The sequence below is a fragment of the Seonamhaeicola sp. ML3 genome, from assembly GCF_023273855.1.
In the GTDB taxonomy this organism is placed as follows: domain Bacteria; phylum Bacteroidota; class Bacteroidia; order Flavobacteriales; family Flavobacteriaceae; genus Seonamhaeicola.
The window spans coordinates 986,454-1,001,833 of sequence record NZ_CP096884.1 but is presented as its reverse complement, the minus strand read 5'-3'; the positions used below and the strand labels follow the sequence as shown (position 1 = coordinate 1,001,833).

General features: G+C 36.6%; 13 protein-coding genes. 1 reads left to right on the top strand and 12 read right to left on the bottom strand.

Translation table 11 applies throughout. From position 1 onward, the window contains the following. Positions 1 to 16: 16 nt before the first annotated feature. From M0214_RS04560 to M0214_RS04525, 8 genes are all read right to left on the bottom strand, one after another. On the bottom strand, positions 17 to 1,276 hold the full coding sequence (locus M0214_RS04560; protein WP_248724286.1) for a DUF5686 family protein: 1,260 nt from the start codon (positions 1,274 to 1,276) through the stop codon (positions 17 to 19). A gap of 155 nt (positions 1,277 to 1,431) precedes the next feature. Further along, positions 1,432 to 1,989 (bottom strand): ribosome recycling factor, encoded by a 558-nt coding sequence (gene frr / locus M0214_RS04555; protein WP_248724285.1) that lies wholly within the window; start codon positions 1,987 to 1,989, stop codon positions 1,432 to 1,434. A gap of 46 nt (positions 1,990 to 2,035) precedes the next feature. Then, a complete protein-coding gene (pyrH, locus tag M0214_RS04550) occupies positions 2,036 to 2,743 on the bottom strand; it encodes a UMP kinase (RefSeq protein ID WP_248724284.1) in 708 nt (235 codons plus the stop codon). A gap of 162 nt (positions 2,744 to 2,905) precedes the next feature. Further along, positions 2,906 to 3,880: a translation elongation factor Ts gene (gene tsf, locus M0214_RS04545; RefSeq protein WP_248724283.1), complete on the bottom strand. Its 975-nt coding sequence runs from the start codon at positions 3,878 to 3,880 to the stop codon at positions 2,906 to 2,908. Positions 3,881 to 3,964: 84 nt separating this feature from the next. Continuing rightward, entirely contained in the window at positions 3,965 to 4,738 is a 774-nt protein-coding gene (gene rpsB / locus M0214_RS04540; RefSeq protein ID WP_248724282.1) for a 30S ribosomal protein S2, read from the bottom strand. A 206-nt stretch (positions 4,739 to 4,944) separates the two neighbouring features. Then, entirely contained in the window at positions 4,945 to 5,331 is a 387-nt protein-coding gene (gene rpsI / locus M0214_RS04535; protein WP_248724281.1) for a 30S ribosomal protein S9, read from the bottom strand. Beyond that, positions 5,331 to 5,786, bottom strand: coding sequence for a 50S ribosomal protein L13 (gene rplM, locus M0214_RS04530; RefSeq protein WP_248724280.1), 456 nt, complete (start codon positions 5,784 to 5,786; stop codon positions 5,331 to 5,333). Before rplM ends, rpsI begins: the two co-directional genes overlap by 1 nt. Before the next feature lie 132 nt (positions 5,787 to 5,918). Continuing rightward, a complete protein-coding gene (locus M0214_RS04525) occupies positions 5,919 to 6,881 on the bottom strand; it encodes an L-threonylcarbamoyladenylate synthase (protein ID WP_248724279.1) in 963 nt (320 codons plus the stop codon). Between the two features lie 133 nt (positions 6,882 to 7,014). Here M0214_RS04525 and M0214_RS04520 point away from each other — a divergent pair, with 133 nt between their 5' ends. Continuing rightward, positions 7,015 to 8,961, top strand: a complete 1,947-nt coding sequence (locus tag M0214_RS04520; protein ID WP_248724278.1) for a YgiQ family radical SAM protein — start codon at positions 7,015 to 7,017, stop codon at positions 8,959 to 8,961. 3 nt (positions 8,962 to 8,964) lie between these two features. On the opposite strand, the gene M0214_RS04515 is transcribed toward M0214_RS04520, so the two are convergent. From M0214_RS04515 to polA, 4 genes are all read right to left on the bottom strand, one after another. Then, positions 8,965 to 10,038, bottom strand: a complete 1,074-nt coding sequence (locus M0214_RS04515; protein ID WP_248724277.1) for a glycoside hydrolase family 26 protein — start codon at positions 10,036 to 10,038, stop codon at positions 8,965 to 8,967. 93 nt (positions 10,039 to 10,131) lie between these two features. Next, positions 10,132 to 11,196, bottom strand: coding sequence for a DUF3179 domain-containing protein (locus M0214_RS04510; protein ID WP_248724276.1), 1,065 nt, complete (start codon positions 11,194 to 11,196; stop codon positions 10,132 to 10,134). 2 nt (positions 11,197 to 11,198) lie between these two features. After that, on the bottom strand, positions 11,199 to 12,185 hold the full coding sequence (locus tag M0214_RS04505; protein ID WP_248724275.1) for a hypothetical protein: 987 nt from the start codon (positions 12,183 to 12,185) through the stop codon (positions 11,199 to 11,201). A 178-nt stretch (positions 12,186 to 12,363) separates the two neighbouring features. Further along, positions 12,364 to 15,213 carry a DNA polymerase I gene (polA, locus tag M0214_RS04500; RefSeq protein WP_248724274.1) on the bottom strand — a complete coding sequence of 950 codons (2,850 nt, stop codon included), beginning with the start codon at positions 15,211 to 15,213 and terminating at the stop codon, positions 12,364 to 12,366. Positions 15,214 to 15,380: the final 167 nt, after the last annotated feature.

The window sequence follows — 15,380 nt, the reverse complement described above, 5'->3', positions numbered from 1 at the left end:
AATCAGCGGTATTACCTCACAAACTCACGTTAAATGTGAACTTTAAGGCTATATTATCTGCGAAAGAGGGTAAATAATAAGCACCGTAGCGATAGGTGAAGCTCAAGCCAAAACCAAACAGTAATTTATTAAGTTCTATACCAGACTCGGTATACCCTTTTTTAAGCGAATTAAAGGTGATATTTTCATGTCTTTCTGGAGATTCCATATCACCAAGAGCATATCTTGTTATTAATACCAGTTGGGGTTTAAATCTTTCTGAAATTAAAAAAGGTTTAAACGCACGTTTTAACTGAAAGGTTACGAACTTATCTGAGAAGAACTCGTTAAAGTACATGGTTTCAAAACTATTTAGGCCAGCCACAGAGAATCGCTGTAAAATGGTTTCCTTAGTAATGTTATTGGGATAAGCATGATATAGATGCGTTAAAGAAACATCCCCATTGGCTAGCCCAGATACTAATGTAATCTCTGTGTAATTGTCTTCTGTTTTTATAAATTTTTGGATGGCCTTAAAGTCTATTTTTGAAAAATTGAAGTTGCTCTCAAATACATTTTTTAAACTTTTTGAATATTGAAGTGTAAATTTAGGATAACCCGATTGCACCTCTTTAAAACCCTCCTCTGTTCGATTAAATTCACTAAACGGACTCCATTGAAAAGCAATTTTAGCCATGCTAATTCTAAAGTTGCTTAATGAGGTGCCATTAGAATTGAAGTTGTAGGTATAAGTAGGTTTTATTTTGCTAACTGAAAATTCAGTTTTGGTATTTACTTGTCTAAATAATTGATGCTCTATTGAGAACGATTTTGTAATGTGTTGATGGAACAAATCTATATTTAGTAAACGTGGTTCAAAAAACTGAAAAAACCTGCCGTCGGTTAAAAATGTAGTGCTTCCCGTTTCTTGTAAATCATCGGTATAAGATAAGTTGATCCAGGTATTGGTCTTAGGTGCTAATCTAATTGAAGTGGCGGCACTAAACTTAAATTGGTCGTCTCTAAATCCATAAACGGTGTAGCCATGAAATTTTAAGTTTTTTGAAAAATTTTGGTTTGTTGTACCTCCCAAACCTGTTCTAACACCTTCATATTGGTTGAATTTTATAAGGTATCTAAGGTCGAAGTTAAAATATTTGGTTGGTAAATAACCGTTGCCAAGATGCCGGATAAAGGCTTTTTTTTGAGTAGAGTCTTGAGAGGTTTCTTTGGGTTGTTGACCATAGGTTATGTTAAAACAAAGAAATGAAAAAATAAAAAAACAATGTCTCAACATAAAAACTATAAGAGTTTGCAATAGTAACTCTGAAAAAAACAAGTGTTTTGTCAATCTGAACTCGTTTCAGATTCTATTTATGTAAACCGATAAGATTCTGAAATAACTCTCCTGCTTTGCAGGAGTTCAGAATGACAGTGTAGTTATAGTAAAAACTATACTGTCATAATTTCTGTTTCTTTCTTTACGAAAATATCATCCACTTTCTTAACGTAAGAATCGGTCATTTCTTGTATGTCAATTTCGGCATTCCCTTTAAGGTCTTCAGAAGCATCCTCTAATTTTTTAATCTCATGCATGGCATCTCTTCTCGCATTTCTAATACCAACTTTGGCATCTTCAGCTTCAGACTTTGCTTGTTTAGATAAATCTCTTCTACGTTCTTCTGTTAACGGTGGAACATTGATAATGATACTTTCACCGTTATTCATTGGATTAAAACCTAAGTTGGCAATCATAATGGCGCGTTCAATTTCTTGAAGCATGTTTTTTTCCCATGGCTGAACGGTAATCGTTCTACCGTCTGGGGTGTTAACATTGGCCACTTGGTTTAAAGGGGTTTGAGAACCATAATAATCTACCATAACGCTGCCTAGCATAGCAGGACTTGCCTTTCCTGCTCTAATATTGGCCAATTGTTTTTCTAAATGCTTAAGTGCATTGTCCATAGACTCTTTAGCACTGTCTAATATAAATTGTATGTCTTCGTTCATGGTTTTTTAATTTATTAGAACGTAATTAAACAAAAATTACGCCAAATTAAACATTAACAACGGTTCCGATTTCCTCTCCTGAAACAACTTTTAGTAAATTACCTTTTTTGTTCATATCGAAAACAATAATAGGTAATTCGTTTTCTTGACTAAGTGTAAAGGCTGTAGTATCCATTACTTTGAGTCCTTTGCTTAGAACTTCATCAAAAGAAATATTATTGAATTTTATAGCTGTTTTGTCTTTCTCTGGGTCTGCAGTGTAAATGCCATCCACACGAGTTCCTTTTAAGATAACGTCTGCTTCAATTTCAATGGCTCTTAAAACGGCTGCGGAATCTGTAGTAAAATAAGGATTACCTGTGCCACCACCAAAAATAACAACACGTCCTTTTTCTAGGTGTCTCATGGCACGTCTTCTAATGAAAGGCTCTGCTACTTCATTTATTTTAATGGCTGTTTGTAACCTGGTTTCAATACCTGCATCTTCCATAGCGCCTTGAAGTGCCAATCCATTTATTACAGTAGCCAACATGCCCATGTGGTCTCCCTGCACACGATCCATACCTTTGCTGGCTCCAGAAAGCCCTCTAAATATGTTTCCGCCGCCAATAACTATGGCTACTTCAACACCTTTATCTGTTATGTCTTTTATGTCTTTAGCGTATTCTGCAAGTCGGTCTGGGTCAATGCCGTATTGACGATTTCCCATTAAGGCTTCGCCAGATAGTTTGAGGAGTATTCTTTTGTATTTCATTGAATGTTTTATGAAGTTGTGCAAATATAATGATATTCTTAATTGGTAAAAATATCTTTCAAACAGTAAATTAAAGTTTTTAAAAAAAGAAAACCATCATTCTAACAATTTAGAATGATGGTTTTTTATGATATTAAGATTTCTGCGAAAGCAGAAATTAGCTTATCCTAAAGTAACACGTTTAAAACCTGTAATTTCAACCTCACCGTAAGAAGAAACGTAAGCTTCAACAGTTTTCTTCTCGTCTTTAATAAAGTTTTGGTTTAATAAACATTGTTCCTGATCTAAAGTTGTGTTATCAGAAATGAAACGTTGCATTTTACCTGGTAAAATTCTATCCCAAATTTGCTCTGGTTTACCTTCAGCTTTTAATTCAGCTTTGGCTTCCTCTTCAGCTTGTGCTATGGCCTCATCAGTTAATTGTAATTGAGAGATATATTTTGGTACGTTTTTAAGTGTTTTTCCTAAACGCTCTAACTCTTCATTATCTTTTTCGATTGCAGCAATTCTAGCTTCAGTTTCAGAAGCAACATAAGCTGGGTCGAAATCTTTGTAAGATAATGTAGTAGCTCCCATAGAGGCGATTTGCATAGCGACATCTTTAGCCAATGTCTCAGCATTATCAACTACGCTAGAGAAACCAACAACAGCAGCAATTTTGTTTATGTGAACATAAGAACCAACGTAAGCAGCTTCAACTTTTTCAAACGCTTTGATGTCTAGTTTCTCACCAATTACACCCGTTTGCTCAACTAATTTATCTGCAACGGTCATTCCGTCAAAGTCAGCAGCTAAAAACTCCTCTTTAGAAGCCGTGTTTAAAGCGATATCACCTAACTGACTAGCAAGTGCTAAAAAGTTTTCGTTTTTACCAACAAAATCGGTTTCACATCCTAATACAATTGCAACACCAACTGTATTGTCAGCATTTACTTTTGCTACAGCAGCACCTTCGCTAGATTCACGATCTGCTCTCTTGGCAGCAACTTTTTGTCCTTTTTTACGTAAAACTTCAATTGCTTTATCAAAATCACCTTCAGCTTCTACTAAAGCTTTTTTGCAGTCCATCATTCCTGCACCTGTAGCTTGTCTAAGTTTATTAACCTCTTGGGCTGTTATTTTTACTGTAGTACTCATAGTATTTTTAATTTAAAAAAGTCGTTTAATTTATTTCTGCAAAGAAAAGAACCAAACGACTTATTTATGTTTTATTAATGTTATTTATTCTTCTTCTTCAGCAACTACTGCCTTAGCTGGAGCTTCTTTAGCTTTAGGCGCATCTTTTTCAGCTGCAGCAGCATCCTTTTCAGCTTTGCGTTCTGCTAAACCACCAGCAACAGCATCTGTTACGTATGATAAAATCTTGTCTATTGATTTTGAAGCATCATCATTTGCAGGGATAACATAATCAACTTGACGTGGGTCTGAGTTGGTATCTACCATTGCAAAAATTGGAATGTTTAATTTTTGAGCTTCTTTAATTGCAATATGCTCACGCTTAATATCAACTACGAATAACGCACCTGGTAAACGTGTCATGTCGCTAATAGAACCTAAGTTCTTCTCTAATTTAGCTCTTAAACGGTCTACTTGTAAACGCTCTTTCTTAGAAAGTGTGTTAAAAGTACCGTCTTTTTTCATTCTATCAATAGAAGCCATTTTCTTAACAGCTTTTCTGATAGTAACAAAGTTAGTTAACATACCACCTGGCCATCTTTCTGTGATGTAAGGCATGTTAATAGAGCCTGCTTTTTCAGCAACGATATCTTTTGCTTGCTTTTTAGTTGCTACGAATAAAATCTTTCTTCCAGAGGCTGCGATTTTTGCTAAAGCTGCACCAGCTTCATCAATTTTAGCCGCTGTTTTGTAAAGGTTGATAATATGGATACCGTTACGTTCCATATAAACGTAAGGGGCCATGTTTGGGTCCCACTTACGTGTAAGGTGTCCGAAGTGTACACCTGCTTCAAGTAATTCTTTTACTTCTACTGCCATTTTTGTAATAGTTTACGTTCTGTTGAATTAGCAATGATTAAGTGGTCATTTTTTAATTCGCCTTAATCATTTAGATGCTAAACTAAATCCTGCCTTAGGGCTAGGAACAACAATAACTGTTTTTAATTAAATTTTAATTTGAAGTTTATTTGAATGAGCTTAAACTTGAGTTTAGTGCAAATCCAAATAAACTTCGAAAAAAGGTTTTAACGTTTAGAGAACTGGAATTTTTTACGCGCTTTCTTCTGACCGAATTTTTTACGCTCTACCATTCTTGGGTCTCTAGTTAATAATCCTTCTGGTTTTAAGATAGCTCTGTTTTCAGCATCCACTTCACATAAAGCACGAGATATAGCTAAACGTACAGCTTCGGCTTGGCCAGTAATGCCACCTCCATATACATTAACTGTAATATCAAAGTTGCCTTCATTGTTAGTCAAAGCTAAAGGTTGATTAACTTTATACTGAAGTGTTCCAGTAGTAAAGTAATCCGCTAAGTCTTTTTTGTTAATAGTTATGTTTCCCTTTCCTTGGGCAACATACACACGAGCAACAGCCGTCTTTCTACGGCCAATTTTGTGAATTACATCCATTATTTGAATTCGTTTAAGTTAATTGTTTTAGGTTTTTGAGCCTCATGACTGTGCTCAGCACCTACAACAACTGTTAAGTTACGGAATAAAGCTGCCCCTAATTTGTTCTTAGGCAACATTCCTTTTACTGATTTTTCTACTATTCTTGCTGGATCTTTTCCATACAATTCAGTAGCAGTTAAACTTCTTTGACCTCCTGGGTAACCTGTGTGACGGATATATGATTTATCTGTCCACTTGTTTCCAGTTAAGTTGATTTTTTCTGCATTGATAATAATTACATTATCTCCGCAATCAACGTGTGGTGTGAAGTTTGGCTTGTGCTTACCTCTTAAAAGTTTTGCAACTTTAGAAGCTAAACGACCAAGCGTCTGACCTTCAGCATCAACCAAAACCCACTCTTTATTAACAGTAGCTTTGTTTGCTGAAATCGTTTTGTAGCTTAATGTGTCCACACTAATTATTTTTATATATTAAACATTCCTCTTCAAAAAAGAGTTTGCAAATTTACGATTAAATATTTGATTAACAAACCTAAGCTGGGGATTTTTTCTTGCTGAAAATCAGATAGCTGCAAGCATTAAAAATTAACTGCTAAAAGTAGCACGCTGCAATCTGTCGTTTATTGATTTTCCTAGGTCGTAATCTGGAAAGCGTTGTGCAATTATAACATCTAGATTTTGACCATCTAAAGTATGCATGGAAGCATACAATCTAGACATAGCTTCTGCCATGTCACCTTTTTCTGAAAGCACTATTTGAGTGGTAATACGTTTATCTTTGAATAGCGTTTTAAAGGATAGGATGCCAATGCGTTTGCTCACATGCTTTTCTATCTCTTCTAAAACATTTTCAGTTAAAAAAGTTCGAGTATTGGGCGCATAGTGTCGAGCCAACATCCCAGGAGCATCTGGTTTTATTTCTTTTTTGTTTTTTAAGTTAACAGGACCGATAACGTTCTCTATGTCCTCTATAGACAAAGACCCAAGACGATATATGATAGGGTCTTCATTTTCAAAACCGATAATCGTTGATTCGATACCATTTTTACAAGCACCACCATCTAAAACCTGTTCGATATTATCTTCAAAATAGCTCGTAACGTGTTCCGGTTTGGTGGGGCTAATGCTTCCAAAGGGGTTAGCGCTAGGCGCTGCCAAAGGAAAGTCAAGCTGTTTTAATAATTCTAAAGTTACGGGGTGATTAGGAACTCTTACCGCAACGGTATCCTTTCCTGCAGTTACTAAATCTGGAATAGTCTCCTGTTTTTTAAGAACTAAAGTCATGGAGCCTGGCCAAAACGTTTCAGCTAATTGCTGTGCTTTGGGAGGTATGTGGCTCGCTATATCTTTTAATCTTTCAATTGAGGGTATATGGACAATAAGCGGATTAAAAAGTGGTCTTTGCTTTGTCTTGAAAATTAATTTTATCGCTTTTTCACTAAAGATATTGCCAGCCAAGCCATACACGGTTTCTGTAGGTATGGCCACCAGTTTTTCTGCACTTAAAATAGCTGCAGCTTTTTCTATATCTTTTGAAATGATGCTCATGTCTTAAAATAAGGAAGTGCAAAAATACACTCTTTTTTTATTTTCTTGTGCTTCTTATGATTTCAGTGTAATTATCAATCATAATAAACTATTAGGCACCAAACCGTGATTTTTTAGCTATTTTTGCAAAGCAATGGAGGAGTTAAGGTTATCAGCATGGTTGCCAACCACTAATAAAGAAGTGAAAATTCGTGGTTGGGAGGAACTAGACGTTATATTGTTTAGTGGCGATGCCTATGTGGATCATCCGTCTTTTGGTCCTGCGGTTATTGGTCGTATTTTGGAAAGTTATGGGTTAAGAGTGGCCATTGTACCCCAGCCCAATGTTAATGATAATCTTCAGGATTTTGTAAAGTTGGGAGCACCCAAATTATTCTTTGGTGTTACCGGCGGGTGTATGGACCCCATGATCAGTAATTACAACGCCAACAAGAAACGCCGTAAAAAAGACGCCTACACACCCAATGGTGATATTGGATTTAGACCCGATTATGCCACCACGGTTTACACTAAAATCTTAAAAGAAAAATGGCCTGATGTTCCTGTGCTTATTGGAGGTATAGAGGCTTCATTAAGACGTGTAACCCATTATGATTATTGGAGCGATAAGTTGTTGCCAACTATCTTAGAAACTTCTAAAGCCGATATGCTGGTTTATGGTATGGGAGAGCAACCTTTACGTGAGGTGGTTAGATTGTTGCAAAAAGGGGTGCCTTTTAGCAGTATTAATACGGTAAAGCAAACGGCCGTTCTACTCAATGAAGACGATAAAATTCCAAAAAACAGTAATTGGGAAGATGTAGAAATAGCATCACATGAAACTTGTTTACAGGATAAAAAAACCTACGCATCCAACTTTAAAATCATAGAGCAGGAATCCAATAAGTTGTATGCTAGGCGAATTTTTCAAAAAGTTGGTGATAAAACATTGATGATTAATCCGCCGTATCCAACGATGACAGAGGATGAGATTGATGCTTCGTTTGATTTGCCCTACACCAGATTACCACACCCTAAATACAATAAGCGCGGTCCTATACCTGCTTTTGAAATGATCAAGTTCTCTATAAATGTTCACAGAGGCTGTTTTGGCGGATGTAGTTTTTGTACCATATCAGCCCACCAAGGGAAATTTATTGCTTCGCGAAGTCAGGAATCGGTATTGAAAGAAGTTGATAAAGTGGCTAATATGCCTGATTTTAAAGGATATTTATCAGATATTGGTGGGCCTAGTGCCAACATGTACAAAATGAAAGGTAAGATTCAATCTATATGCGATAAGTGTGTGGCGCCTTCTTGTATTTCGCCTGTTATATGTAGTAATCTAGATACATCTCATAAACCTTTAACGCAGCTATATCAAGCGGTTGATAGTCATCCAAAGGTGAAAAAGTCTTTTATTGGTAGTGGTATTCGTCATGATATGTTAGTACCCGAATTCAATAAAAATGCCGATGCCAAAGAACTTGATGATTATACCGAAGAGGTCATGACCAAGCATGTTTCAGGTAGATTAAAAGTAGCACCTGAACATACTAGCGATCCCGTTTTAAAATTGATGCGAAAACCTTCGTTTAAATATTTTCATAAATTCAAGGATCGATTTGATAAAATCAATGTAAAGCATAAGCTGAAACTTCAATTAATACCTTATTTTATTTCGAATCATCCGGCCTGTGAAGCTGAGGATATGGCCAACCTGGCTGCTGAAACCAAAGACATGGGCTTTCAATTAGAACAAGTACAAGGGTTTACGCCTACACCTATGACCGTGGCTACCGTGATTTATTACAGTGGTTATCACCCGTATACTCTGGAAAAGGTTAAAACACCAAAGACTCAAAAGGAAAAAGACGAACAACACCGTTTTTTCTTTTGGTATAAAAATGAGAATAAGGCTTGGATTAAAAATACCTTGGATAAGTTGGGCAGACAGGATCTACTAAAAGTGCTGTTGCCAGAAAACGACAAATGGCGCAAAAACAAACCTGGTAAAACCAAGAATACCTTTAATGACGCCGTGCCTTTTAATCAAAGAAAAAATAAAGCCAAGTTTAGGTCTAAGAAGAAGAGGCGTTAAGCATTATTCCGTTTGTATATCACTGTTTAATAGGATAACGTCTTTGGATACAAAGGTTCTAAAATCCTCTTCGGAAGGATGCCCTTCATAAGGTCCGAAAAAGTGGTCTTTTCTGGCATTCCTCCAAATCATAACATAAGTTATTGAACTACTTCTTATAGCTCTATATAGATTATCGGTCCACCAGTTGCTCTGTGGTACATTCTCTATCCCAGTTTCGGTAAGTGCAAAGAGCATATTTTTTTCACGAGCTATATTTTCAACGATATCTAAATTCCGAATAGCATCATTGAGAAAATTACCATTTCTAAAGTCATAGAGGTCTATACCGAGCATATCTACATAATCGTCACCTGGGTAATTCTTCATGTACTCAGCCGCGTTGGTTACAATGTTGGGCGAATAAACATATAGAGCATTATGTACATTATACGTTTCACTCAATATAGTTACGGTATCCCTGTAGAGCTGTTTAAACTCTTCGTTTGTTCTAAGACCTTCGCCCCAATAGAAGAAATCCCCGTTCATTTCATGCCATGGGCGAAAGAGAACGGGTATAGGGCGACCATTCTCGTCTTTTAACTCGTTAAGAAAGAAAGCAATATCTTCTAAGTAGCGTAGAAACCTACTCCTTACGGATCCGCCTTCTAGCATTTCACCTACAACTTTTGTCCTGTCAAAGGCATCGCCCCCTGATAATGGATTCGAGGCATGCCAACTTATCGTAATTATACTGCCATTATTATGGGCGTTCTTTATAGCGCTTTCCCATCGAGACAAAAAACGCTCAATTGGGATTGAAGTGTCCCAGCGCTCCCAACCCTCTAAATCGAAGCCAATAATGGCCGGGTAATCTCCTGCTGCTAAACTAAAATCGCTTTCGAGTGAATTGTATTCATAAAAGTCCAAACCACCAAAAATAGCCTCTTGTTGGCCAAAGGCAATTCCTTTTTGTGTAATGTGCTGCAACCTGGCATGTAAATCCTTTGCCTCTTGCACCAAATTGGGGTCTGCAAAGGTAATTTGAGAATCTATAGTTATAGGGTCTCTAACCGCATTGGGGTCAAATAAATCCAAGTCATCAGTTTGGCAACTAAAACAAAAAAAAACAATTAGTATCAGAATTTTGATAATGTGTTTCATCAATTGTTATGGTATTAGAGCATTATTTTAAGGAGTCTCATAAATTTCTGGATTAGGGTAAAATGCAGCGATAGCAAACCAATAACTCATTACAGATTTTACTGGTTCAAAAGATATGCCATTTCTAGAATTACTTACAACATTCCCAAAAATAGAATAGCTATTACCATTATCATCACTAAAAAAAACTTCAGAATTATTAAAGCTGTAGCTAAAATTGTGGTTAGAAGTATTAGGATCTAATTTAAAGGCATTAATAACATTGCTATTTCCAACAATCAAATAATCATTGCCGTTAAAATTATCGCGAATTACTTTTCCGTTTTCAAAGTCAGAGAATTGATAAACTTTTGCCTTGTCATCATCAATAATAGTATAGACCCTTTGTTTGTTTGGTAGGGCTGGGTTTGTTATGGCTGGCCTAAAAATAAAGCGTTCGTTGTTTACAGCATAATCGCCATAAGGAGAAATACCATAAGATCTTGAAAAACCGGTATTGGTATTTAAAACCTGAGAATCGTGATATAGGGTTTTCCAAGTAGCCCAATTCGTTTCTATCACATTATACAGTTTAGGTTGGTCTCCAATGAGTTCGCCATTTACACACTCTAATCCTAATTGCGACCAATTACTGTCTGTGTTTCTATCGTACATTATCAAGTTAGCATTGTAAAGGAGTCCTGAAACACCAAAAGTCGTCCTTGCGTTTTTCGATACACTTTCCCAAGCAAATGCTGTGCCTGTAAGCGGACAATAATTTAAAGTAAAAAAAGCCCCGTTTATTTCATCGTTGGTAACTTCGTGCCAATCCATAACCACGTGTGGGTAAGCTCTAGCAATACCGTTTTGGAAAATACCAATAACCAAGTCATCATCGTTCAAAAAATCGACATTATTGGCGTTGGTAAATTTTGGGTCATCGATTGAGGGAATCCCATCTTTCCCTGGGCCGCCATCTCTTACTTCGTTTATAGGGATTAGCCATTCCAAGGCTTGTGGTGACGGGTTCGGGTTATCTAATGGTATGGTTTCAGAACTGCTACAAGACCATAAAAGGGTAATGGTAAACAAGAAAATTAAATGCTTTTTCATTTTTATTTTGAATTAAAATTTAATGGACTTTCTTTTGGAGATAGCTTATACAGGAAGCCAGTTGTTAATCTATAAGTAGGTGTTAATTGTGTACCGTCTACATTACTGTAAAGTGGTAATTCGGCCTTGGTTGATAGCGTTAGATTAGGAGTTAAGTTTATGGAAATGTTAGGGATTAAAAAAATCCAATTACCACCAGTGTTATCAAGCTGTCTACCTTCAATTCTATCTTTTACTGTGTTGCGATACTTGAAGTTTATACTTGGAGATACAAGTGTTTTTAGCAGCGTAAATTGATCTGAAAAACCTAAAAAAGCCTGAAATTCGTTACCGAATTTATAAGTAGAGTTTCCTAGGTATTCTGTATCAGTACCCGTATTTCTGTATACAAACCTTGTAGAGACGTTTAACGAAGGCCTGAAATTAAAGCGTTTCGCAGTAGATAACCAATAGATGATATCCCAAGCATTACTTCCGGGTTGTAAATCGTTAATAAGTAAAATACCGTTCCTGTCTACTTCGGTAGATGAGCCTAAAGGCATCTTTGTTCCCAATCCCAAGGTTAAATCGCTATCTTTTGATATGAGGTTCAGGAAATTATGTTTAACTAACAGAATGGCATCACCAACGCCAGAAGAGGCTTCTAAATTTCTGCTTCCGTCGAAAGGACTTGTAATGATACGACGTTGATTTACCCATGTAAATAATCCTTCAACAGACAAAGTATTTGTAAGAGCAAAGCTACTGTTAAGAAGTACAGAATGTGTAGTTCTTAGACGTGTGTCGTCATTCAGTCGTTCGGAGCCAGCATTTAAAGTGTTTAGATTATTAAAATCGTAATTGAGTCCGAATTGAAAAGTGCCTTTTTCAGATAAAGGCAGACCTATGTTGTTGGAAAGGGGAATACCACCAGAACAGCAGGTTTGTCCCACGGCATGCATGGCATACATAAAACTTAAGATGCAACAAATCTTTTTGACAGCTCCCATAGCAACAATCTCTATCCTGTAAGAGGTCGTTTGCTTGGTTTAAGCCTTACTAATTTTAACTTTTGGGAGGTATTGACAAGGGTTATATTGGGCTAGAGAATATGCCTTAAAGGTGACAACCCAACACAATATCCCCTCGAGGGGATTATAGGGGTGTTATATGAGTTCTGGTCAACTCTTAGTGCGCCTCCAACCAGTTATCACCAATGTCTAAATCCACATCTAAAGGTACTTCTAGTTTATAAGCATTTTCCATTTCGGTTTTAACTAAAGATTTGATGGCTTCCAATTCGGGCTTATATACGTCGAATACCAATTCATCATGTACTTGCAATAGCATTTTAGTATTAAAATTGCCTTCATTTAATTTGTTGTGAATATTAATCATGGCAATTTTTATAATATCTGCCGCACTCCCTTGAATAGGAGCATTTACAGCATTTCGTTCAGCAGCACCACGAACTACGGCATTTCTTGAATTGATATCTTTTAGGTAGCGACGTCTTCCTAGAACAGTTTGTACGTAACCATTATCGCGTGCAAAGGCCACTTGCTCACTTACAAAGTTTCTAAGTTTAGGGTATGTAGTGTAATAGGTGTCTATTAGGTCTTTAGATTCACTTCTGCTTAGGTTGGTCTGGTTGCTTAATCCAAATGCAGAGACACCATAAATAATCCCGAAGTTAACCGTTTTGGCATTGCTACGTTGTTCTCTGGTAACTTCATTAATAGGCACATTAAAAACTTTTGAAGCCGTTGAAGCATGAATGTCTTCCCCGTTTTTAAAGGCTTCTATCATGGTTTCCTCTTGGCTTAAAGCCGCAATAACACGTAATTCTATCTGAGAGTAATCGGCAGCTAAAAGTGTATAATCTCCATTTCTTGGAATAAACGCTTTTCTGACTTGTCGGCCACGTTCCGTTCGAATGGGTATATTTTGAAGGTTGGGGTTATTACTGCTTAAACGTCCCGTAGCAGCTACGGTTTGCATATAATCTGTATGCACTCGCCCTGTACTAGTTTCAACCTGATTTGGCAGAGCGTCTACATAAGTGCTTTTTAATTTTGAAAGTCCTCTAAAATCTAAGATGTTTTGGATGATTTCATGATCTTTAGCTAAATAGCTTAATACATCTTCCGAGGTGGAATATTGTCCTGTTTTAGTCTTTTTGGGTTTATCAACCAACTTCATTTTTTCAAAGAGGATAACCCCTAATTGCTTTGGTGAAGCTATGTTGAATTCTTCACCTGCAGCTACGTATATTTTCTGTTCTAAATCCTTAATATCGGTATCTAAATCTTCAGACAAGGAATTTAAAAAGGCCTTATCTAAATTAATGCCTTCTAGTTCCATATTGGCTAAAACCCTTAAAAGAGGTAGTTCTATATCATCAAACAGTTTTTGGATATTGGCTTCGCCTAGTTCGTTTTGAAAATGTTCCTTTAATTGAAGAGTGATATCGGCATCTTCAACAGCATATTCTGTTTGTTTATCTAAGGCTACATCGCGCATAGAAAGTTGATTTTTTCCTTTCTTACCAATTAGGGTTTCAATAGAAATTGGCGTGTAGTTTAGATAGGTTTCAGCCAGCACATCCATGTTGTGGCGCATATCTGGATTTATGAGGTAATGGGCCAACATCGTATCAAATAATTTACCCCTTACTTCTACATGATACTTTGCTAAAACTTTGATATCGTATTTTAAATTCTGACCAATTTTTTCAATGTCTTCGCTTTCAAAAAATGGACGTAATTCTTCAATTAATTCTTGGGCCTCATCTTTGTTTTCTGGAAAAGGTAAATAAAAGCCCTTACCAGCTTCCCAAGAAAAAGCAATCCCAACCAATTCGGCAGTTATTGGATTTATTCCAGTGGTTTCCGTATCGAAGCAAACACTACTTTGTTGCATCAACTTTTTTAAGAACAATGCTTTAGCTACGCTGGTGTTTATATATTGATAAAAATGTGATGTGGTTTCTGCTGTTTTTCTTGTAAATGCTGAACTTGTTTCAGTATCTGTTCCAATTGAGCCGTCTGTATCAAATAAGGAAAACTGACCGGCTCCTGCTGATGATTTTGCCTTTGCAGGACTTTTTGATTCGGTTGTAGATGTAGGGTTTTCAGTCGCTAAAGGCTCACTATTCTCGGCAAAAGTTTTTAGGAAATTATCGGTCAATCGCCTAAACTCTAAATCCTGAAAAATCGTTTTCACCTGTTCTATATCTGGATGGTCTAGTTCAAAATCTTTAGCATCGAAAGTTACAGGTACATCGAGCATAATGGTCGCTAACTTCTTTGAAAGTAAACCTAATTCGCCATTGGCCTCAACTTTCTCTTTCATTTTACCTTTAAGCTGATCTGTATTAGCAAGAAGACCTTCCATTGAACCAAATTGGTTGATGAATTTCTTAGCTGTTTTTTCGCCAACACCAGGCAAACCAGGGATATTATCGCTCGAATCTCCCATCATACCTAAAAAGTCTATAACCTGTAAAGGGTCTTCAACTTCAAATTTTTTCTGAACTTCAGGAATACCCCAAGTTTCATAGCCACCACCAAAAACGGGGCGGTACATAAAAATGTTCTCAGATACCAATTGGGCAAAGTCTTTATCTGGAGTTACCATATAGGTTTTATAGCCTTCTTTTTCGGCTTGTTTAGAAAGTGTGCCAATAACATCGTCGGCCTCATAGCCCTCTTTTACCATAATGGGGATGTGCATAGCTTTTAAAATACTTTGAATGTATGGCACCGCTATTTTTATGGCTTCGGGAGTTTCGTCTCTATTGGCTTTATAGGCTTCATACATCTCAACGCGGTCAGCACTACCGCCTTTATCAAAACAAACGGCCAAATGGTCTGGGCGTTCACGTTTAATTACATCCAATAGAGAGTTCATAAAACCCAAAATAGCTGACGTATCTGTGCCTTTGGAGTTTATTCTAGGGTTCTTTATAAAAGCGTAGTAACCACGGAAAATAAGGGCGTAAGCATCAACTAAAAAAAGGCGTTTTTGTTCAGACATTGGATTCAATTTGATAGAAAATCAAATGTACATGAATTTTTTATTAAAAATTCACAAGAATTTAAATGAAAGCAATTCGTAATACATACTCAATTTTTTCGTCTTAGTTGTAAATCTTAACTATTCGTTAAATAAATAACCGTTTTTTAACTGTAATTTATATTACC

What these genes read in the sequence shown, in the direction of transcription:
- M0214_RS04560 (WP_248724286.1), bottom strand. Translation starts at nt 1,276, where the DNA reads ATGTTGAGACATTGTTTTTTTATTTTTTCATTTCTTTGTTTTAACATA.
- frr (WP_248724285.1), bottom strand. Translation starts at nt 1,989, where the DNA reads ATGAACGAAGACATACAATTTATATTAGACAGTGCTAAAGAGTCTATG.
- pyrH (WP_248724284.1), bottom strand. Translation starts at nt 2,743, where the DNA reads ATGAAATACAAAAGAATACTCCTCAAACTATCTGGCGAAGCCTTAATG.
- tsf (WP_248724283.1), bottom strand. Translation starts at nt 3,880, where the DNA reads ATGAGTACTACAGTAAAAATAACAGCCCAAGAGGTTAATAAACTTAGA.
- rpsB (WP_248724282.1), bottom strand. Translation starts at nt 4,738, where the DNA reads ATGGCAGTAGAAGTAAAAGAATTACTTGAAGCAGGTGTACACTTCGGA.
- rpsI (WP_248724281.1), bottom strand. Translation starts at nt 5,331, where the DNA reads ATGGATGTAATTCACAAAATTGGCCGTAGAAAGACGGCTGTTGCTCGT.
- M0214_RS04525 (WP_248724279.1), bottom strand. Translation starts at nt 6,881, where the DNA reads ATGAGCATCATTTCAAAAGATATAGAAAAAGCTGCAGCTATTTTAAGT.
- M0214_RS04520 (WP_248724278.1), top strand. Translation starts at nt 7,015, where the DNA reads ATGGAGGAGTTAAGGTTATCAGCATGGTTGCCAACCACTAATAAAGAA.
- M0214_RS04510 (WP_248724276.1), bottom strand. Translation starts at nt 11,196, where the DNA reads ATGAAAAAGCATTTAATTTTCTTGTTTACCATTACCCTTTTATGGTCT.
- M0214_RS04505 (WP_248724275.1), bottom strand. Translation starts at nt 12,185, where the DNA reads ATGGGAGCTGTCAAAAAGATTTGTTGCATCTTAAGTTTTATGTATGCC.
- polA (WP_248724274.1), bottom strand. Translation starts at nt 15,213, where the DNA reads ATGTCTGAACAAAAACGCCTTTTTTTAGTTGATGCTTACGCCCTTATT.